We start from the raw sequence: 6,732 nt of genomic DNA, 5'->3' as shown, positions 1-6,732 counted from the left end.
GCCTCCTCCTACTCGATTTTAAATTAAGCTCATTGAGCTACTTGTTCACGTAGTCTTTGAATTTCTGCTTGGTTTCAGCATCCGCTTTTTCGTACCAGAAATAGAGCATCTCTTCAGCTGTATTTGCTGCATTTCCGTCAATCTTTGTTGGAAGCGTTACCGGTTGTGCGACAGCAGCTGCTACGCCCGCGCTAGAACCTACTGTAAGTGCAGCGATGCCGCCTTTCTGGTTGTACTCCTTCGCTTCTTGCGGGTACTTACGACCAATCTGCATGCCATCTTTGATAAGTTTGTCTTGCTTAACACTGATTGCATTTTGGTTTTCATCAACCAGTTTCCAATCTAAGTTTTGAAGGCCTTTTTTCGCTTCGTTGGTGTTACGGAACTTAGGCATGTCAAACGTCAATGCTGTGTCTGTCGCATCAAAAGTAGCAATAATGGTATCGCTATCGACAAACTCTCGGTCGTTACCTTGGCTGAAAGCCAGTTGATATTTGAAAACGATTTGGTTTACGCCATCTGGAACGGTGATCGTTTTGCTCGAAGAGAAGAAACCACCGTCAAGATCGGGTTTAGCCTCATTAACAGCTAAGACTTCGACTAAAGCATCTGCGCTAGAAGGAACTTCAATTGTTACGTCAGCTAACACTTGTGGCGCTGCGATAATTGTGGAAAGCAGCGCGATGGATTTTAATGTTTTCATAATCATACAGTTGTTTAGGTGAGTAGTTCTACACTCGCATGCATAAAGAAGTATTTCAAGTTGCCTTGTCTCGATTTGGAAAAATTCACCGAAACTTAACCAAAGCCTAGTTTTTGAACGTGTCGATTGTATGGTTTCTGTGCGAGTGAGGGCGTGATCTTGAACTTTCCTCTGTCACGTCATCATCGACGTCCAGTGAGGCTTGAGGAGAAGGTAAAGAGATATAAATAGGAATAATTGCCGCCACCCAAATGGTATAGATGGTAATGACTCGGTTGAAGGCGACAAACCAGGTTTCGCTGCCGCTACCAGATAAGTAGTAACCCAATAAGGTAAGTAAGGTGCAGCCAATAGCCCACATCACGGCTGATAGTGGATCTTTCGTTGTGGCTGCGAGCAAGACTATCGTTATGTAGGGCACGGCCATGGCAATGCCCAAAGGAACATGACAGTCGACCACAAAAATGATTGTGGCACCGAGTGCTAAGAATAAATGTGGCCAGTGCTAGGTAAATTTACATTCCATATCATATGACACCTTCTTTTACCCCGTTTTTCGTTGCTGATGGAGTTTGTGTATTAATCGTGTTGCTTGATGGCTGTTGACTATCAAGCGATTGATGAGTTGCTGAAGTAATTCAGCCTCGGGCATGATGTGCTTCTCCGTTACCTTCTCAGCTTCGGTTGCGAGCTCGAATACTTCACTCATTTCATACCTTGATGCAATCGCTTTAACCGCCTTTAATGTTCTGGATAGATCATCTTGCTTGGCATCCGAAAATAGCTCTATCAACTCATCGATTTCGTTTTCTAGCTCATCAACGAGAGAAGTTAAGCATTTGAGTTTCTCGTCTGTTTTAAGCTCATCGTTAGTTAAAAATTGGCTACGCGACAGTTCTTCCTCTGTGAGTGGCAATTTGTTCTTAGGGTGACGCGTTAACATCGTGATGTTACTTTTTTCCTTGTTTGGAAGATTGTGTGTGTTAACGGAGTGATGGCGGTTGACCTCAAACTGTTGGTGAAACTCGTTGATGGCGTTTTGTAAGCTGTTTTTCTGTAACGGTTTGGTGAGAACGAAATCTGCACCTGATTCGATGAATTCATCGTGGGCCTCTTTGAATACATCGGCGGTACATGCAAAAACAACCGTAGTCAGCTTGAGTTCGCCACGGATTTTTTGAATCGCTTCAATACCGCTCATGTTGGGCATATGGTTGTCCATTATGATGAGGTCGTATTGATTTGATGCCAGTTTATCGAGTGCTTGCAAGCCGTCGTAGGCGTTCTCAACCGTTAAGTTTATCGACTCACAGAACTTCCTAATCACCATTGCGTTGATCTTGTTATCTTCGACTAACAATACTGAGAAGTCATCGAGAGTCTCATTGGTTTTGGTTGGCGTTTGGTCGATGACTTGTTCTTCAAGCTCATGCATTTCTAACGGCAAAGAGATCTTAAATTGAGTGCCCAAACCAAGCTGGCTGGAAACCTTAATTGTTCCGCCCATCAGTTCGACTAACTGTTTGACAATGGAAAGCCCTAATCCTGTTCCGCCAAACTTACGAGTCGTTGAGAGTTCGGCTTGTTCGAATGCCGTGAATATATGGTCGATCTTGTCTTCTGCTATACCAATACCCGTATCCGTCACTAAAATATTCACGCTTGGTGGGGTAGTCGGTGCAATCAAGAATTCCACTTCAACCTTTCCTGACTCAGTAAACTTGACTGCGTTGCCTGCTAAGTTAAATAAGATCTGACGTGTACGTGCAGAGTCACCAATCAACTGAATATTGGTAGGAATGTTATCTTTAATGATAAAAGCGAGGCCTTTGTCTTCTGCAAGAGGTGTCAATGTTTTATCAAGGTGTGTCACGACGTCGGTGACAGAGAACGGGCTGTATTCCAACTCCATCTTGCCTTGCTCCACCTTAGAAAAATCAAGAATGTCATTCAATATGGTGACGAGATGCTGACCAGAGTCAATGATGATTTGGGCGTGTTTACGAGTATTCTCGCTGTGTGAATCCTCCTTGATTATCTGAGCGATGCCTAATACGCCATTCATTGGGGTGCGTAACTCGTGGCTCATGGTAGCGAGAAAGAGAGATTTTGCTTCGCTGGCTTTTTCTGCTTTGTCTGCGGCTTCTTGATAGGAGAGGTTGTTTCTTTTGAGTTCGAAGACTCGAAAAATAAACATGGTGAATGAGAACGCTAAAGTCAGCAACGCCAAAACGATAATAAGCTTAACGATGATACTTTTAAGTTGGTCTTGCAGATCGGTAAACTCATGCTCAATATGTTCAATATACTCCATGCTGTGTGCTGAAAGTACTTGAGATAACAGCTGACTTTGTTGTTGGTTGAGTTCGGTAAACGTTTTATAAAGGTTCGCCAGCTCGGAGTTAACACCTGAATGGTTAATTTCGATTCCCCCAACCAACACACTCGCAAGAAGCGCGCTTTGAATGTCGATATTTGCGTTGTTTATCTCAGCATCAGTTGAGTTGCTCTCTGTGAGTTGTAGAGTCAAAGATTGCAAAATAAACTGACGAGCCACACTAAGTCCTACTAGGTTGTCTAGCGTATCTAAGTTCGACATTGAAGCATCGTAAAAGCGATCCAATAATTGCGCTGTCGGTAAGTGTTTAAAGAACGTAGAGTGAATATTCTCGCTTTGATAACTTTCTCTGAGTAGTTGCAACTCTCTTTCTAAAGCAACCAAATCTGCAGACATTTGATAAGGGTTGGAAATACCCGCAAGCGCTGCATTGGTGATATGATCACGCATTTCTAATACTTCATGGCCTAACTGCCGAATAGGCACTCCATATTCGGTGACCTTTTCATGCTCGGAGTAGGTCAGCATAATAAAGCTAATTAAGCCGATGAAAAGCGATACAAACAGTAGAAATATGAGTCTGATCTTATTCATTTTCAAACTCCATTAACATTTGAGGACGGTTACCGGTTAGGGATTCGAGGAAGACTTTAATATCGTTTATGGTCTGTTTTTCAAACGTTTTACCGAGTTGGCTTTCACCCATGATTTTGATCGCTTCTTCGAGTGTGGCTGTTTGGCCGTCATGAAAATAGGGTGCAGTGATCGCCACGTTTCTTAAGCTAGCAACACGAAATAGATGCTTATCTTGTGGTTGCGCGGTAAACATAAAGCGACCTTGGTCTTCACTTCGTTCGGTTCCTGTTTTCGATAACCCGAAGTAACCAAATCGCATCACCATGCCCCCACCAATGTTGGTACCTTGGTGGCAACGAATACAGCCTTCTTCTTGAAAGGTTTCCCAACCTCGTTTGGCGGTTTCAGAAAGTGCTGCGTTGTCACCTTGTAAATACAGGTCGAAAGGGGCATTTGGTGTGGTCAAACCCTGCATAAATTCAATAAGAGCAGCCTTAATTGAAGCTTCGTCAATGGGCGTTGATTGTTCTTGGAATAAGTCGATGTAAGTTTTCGATTGAGACACATAATCCGTAATATGTTGCCAGTTTGAATCCATTTCATCGACGTTGTGCACTGGGCCATCAATTTGATCGCCGAGATTATTCACCCGACCATCCCAGAAGAACCGATAGTTAAAGACTGCGTTAAAAACGGTGAGTGAATTTCTCATCCCTGCGCCGTTTACGCCAATCGAAACTGGAATCACCTCTGCGCCGTTGGTTTGCAGGCTATGACAACTTTCACAGCTCACACTGCGGTTAGAAGAAAGGTTCGGGTCTTTAAATAGCACCCAACCAATTTTGGCCAGTTCATGATTTATCTCGGGAGAGTTTGGAATCGGGGATATGGGTTGGCTTGAAGCGACGGTTTTATGTGCGTGCTTTTCTTCTGAATGTGCGGAGTGCCCTGAAGAGTGAGAGTCATCATGATCGCTTTCATGGGCGTGATCTTCTTGGTGTCCGAACGAGGTGTGCATTTTTGAAGAGGCCGCGTCATAAACTAGCATAGCGACTGAAACGACAATGACAGTGATGCTTATTCCTGCTAAATATGGCGTTTTCATAACATTAGTCCATCTAGTTTGACAATTATGGCAACTCAGAATCCTTCTGATATCACCTTCATTTTACTTTCCAATGATAGGTGTTATTTATAAAGCTAGTTGCGCATATGTGATGTTGCAAGACAAGTGGTAGGAAATTAAATCGCTTAGGCGGTTATCTAGCGGGGATTGATAGGGAGGTCTAGTCAGAATTGAATGAAGCTCTTTCAAATGAAATCAAGCCGAATGGCGTTAAACGAAGAAAGCCGTGGTAACTCAAGTGAGTTATCACGGCTTTCGTACTCGATTATGTACTTACTATAAATCTTAGTTAAATACACATCTATACAGTTTGCATCGCCTAGATAGGCTTATTTAGCTTGCGCTGCTGCCGCTTCTAGTTGCTTAAGTTTACCTTGAAGCATGTATGCATTCTGGTTGAAGTTACCTGGGTTCAGTACTTGGCTATTCTGCATAGGGTAATCTGGTAGCGTCGTCATAAACTCTTGAACCTGATTTCCTACTGGAACGAATAACCACATGTTGTCTGCCATCCAGCGTAGGTACATACCAGACTCGTGCGGTGCTTTCTCGAATGGGTCAGCACGTAGGTGAACAACTTGAGGCCAGTTTGGTTGGAAACGAACTGCATCCACAATGTTACCATCCATCACAGCAAACGAAATCTTGAAGTCATTCCAACGTACTGCGTTTAGCTCAGCGTTAGCAGAGAAGTAAAGCATGCTGTCACGAGGGCCTTTCTCTTCTTTACCTTGGAAGTAAGGCAGGAAGTTGTAACCATCTAGGTGTACGCGCCAGTTTTTACCGTTGTAAGTTGCACCTTTGTCAGATGCTAGCTTCTCAACCACTTTATCATCACCAGCGGCTGCTAGTAGAGTAGGAATCCAGTCTTGGTGGCCCATGATATCGTTGATTTTAGTTCCAGGTTTGATAGTCCCAGGCCAGCGAACTAGCTGAGGCACACGCATACCACCTTCGTAAGTTGTACCTTTCTCACCGTGGAAGTAAGTTGCGCCGCCATCAGGCCAAGAAACCGTTTCAGCACCGTTATCGGTAGAGTAAATTACGATAGTGTTGTCAGCGATTTTTAGTTCATCCAGCTTGTCTAGAAGCACACCAACATGGTCATCATGCTCTAACATACCATCAGCATAAATACTGATACCTGACTTACCTTGGTATTTCTCTTGTAGGCGAGTCCACACGTGCATACGAGTGGTGTTGTGCCAGATGAAGAATGGTTTGTCAGCTTTTACCGCTTTTTCCATGAATGCTAGAGATTCTTCTAGGAACTCTTCATCCGCATGCTCCATACGCTTACGCGTCATTGGGCCAGTATCTTCAATCTTACCGTCAGCAGTAGACTTGATTACACCACGAGGGCCGTAGTTCTTACGGAACTCTGGGTCTTTAGGGTAGTAATATGTTTCAGGCTCTTCTTCTGCATTTAAGTGGTATAGGTTACCGAAGAACTGGTCAAAGCCGTGGTTCGTTGGAAGGTGTTTGTCTTGGTCACCCATATGATTCTTACCAAACTGAGCGGTCATGTAGCCCTGTTCTTTTAGAAGGTCTGCAATCGTTGGAGCCCAATCAGGGATACCGTGGTCCGAACCTGGCATACCGATAGTCAATAGACCAGTACGGAAAGGTTCTTGACCTGTTAGGAATGCAGCACGACCAGCAGTACACGATTGTTGACCGTAGTGGTCAGTAAATAGTGCGCCTTCGTTAGCAATACGGTCGATGTTAGGTGTTTCGTAACCCATCATACCGTTGTTGTATGCACTGATGTTGAATACACCAATGTCATCACCCCAGATAGCAAGAATGTTTGGTTTTTCTGCTGCTGTTGCCGCTGAAGAAGCTGCTAATAAGCCAACACCTAATGCTAGTTTATTAATTTTAGTACCCATAAGGACTCCGATTCACTTTTAAGATTAATGCGTTAGAACAACGCATCGATGAGCAAATGTTATTCTCAAAATTCCGTTACGTCCTTTTATAGTGCTT

At 43.7% G+C, this 6,732-nt stretch carries 4 protein-coding genes and 1 pseudogene; all 5 read right to left on the bottom strand.

The features are described 5' to 3' along the window. Nucleotides 1-37: 37 nt before the first annotated feature. Complete coding sequence (locus AB4371_RS18740; RefSeq protein ID WP_102320967.1) at nucleotides 38-703, bottom strand: DUF2057 family protein; 666 nt, start codon at nucleotides 701-703, stop codon at nucleotides 38-40. Nucleotides 704-809: 106 nt separating this feature from the next. Next, nucleotides 810-1,234 (bottom strand): annotated as a pseudogene (locus AB4371_RS18735) (hypothetical protein). Nucleotides 1,235-1,247: 13 nt separating this feature from the next. Beyond that, nucleotides 1,248-3,635, bottom strand: a complete 2,388-nt coding sequence (locus tag AB4371_RS18730) for an ATP-binding protein (RefSeq protein ID WP_372150468.1) — start codon at nucleotides 3,633-3,635, stop codon at nucleotides 1,248-1,250. Further along, a complete protein-coding gene (locus AB4371_RS18725; RefSeq protein ID WP_372150467.1) occupies nucleotides 3,628-4,722 on the bottom strand; it encodes a cytochrome-c peroxidase in 1,095 nt (364 codons plus the stop codon). Before AB4371_RS18725 ends, AB4371_RS18730 begins: the two co-directional genes overlap by 8 nt. A 350-nt stretch (nucleotides 4,723-5,072) precedes the next feature. Next, nucleotides 5,073-6,635 carry an arylsulfatase gene (locus AB4371_RS18720; RefSeq protein ID WP_017064704.1) on the bottom strand — a complete coding sequence of 521 codons (1,563 nt, stop codon included), beginning with the start codon at nucleotides 6,633-6,635 and terminating at the stop codon, nucleotides 5,073-5,075. Between the last annotated feature and the right edge of the window lie 97 nt (nucleotides 6,636-6,732).

The organism is Vibrio sp. 10N.261.51.A3, from assembly GCF_041471965.1.
Taxonomy (GTDB): Bacteria; Pseudomonadota; Gammaproteobacteria; order Enterobacterales; family Vibrionaceae; genus Vibrio; species Vibrio crassostreae_C.
This window is presented reverse-complemented; position numbering and strand designations above follow the sequence as displayed.

Bases quoted from the DNA above. Each gene is read 5' to 3' on its own strand.
- AB4371_RS18740 (WP_102320967.1), bottom strand. From the start codon at position 703: ATGAAAACATTAAAATCCATCGCGCTGCTTTCCACAATTATCGCAGCG.
- AB4371_RS18720 (WP_017064704.1), bottom strand. From the start codon at position 6,635: ATGGGTACTAAAATTAATAAACTAGCATTAGGTGTTGGCTTATTAGCA.
- AB4371_RS18725 (WP_372150467.1), bottom strand. From the start codon at position 4,722: ATGAAAACGCCATATTTAGCAGGAATAAGCATCACTGTCATTGTCGTT.
- AB4371_RS18730 (WP_372150468.1), bottom strand. From the start codon at position 3,635: ATGAATAAGATCAGACTCATATTTCTACTGTTTGTATCGCTTTTCATC.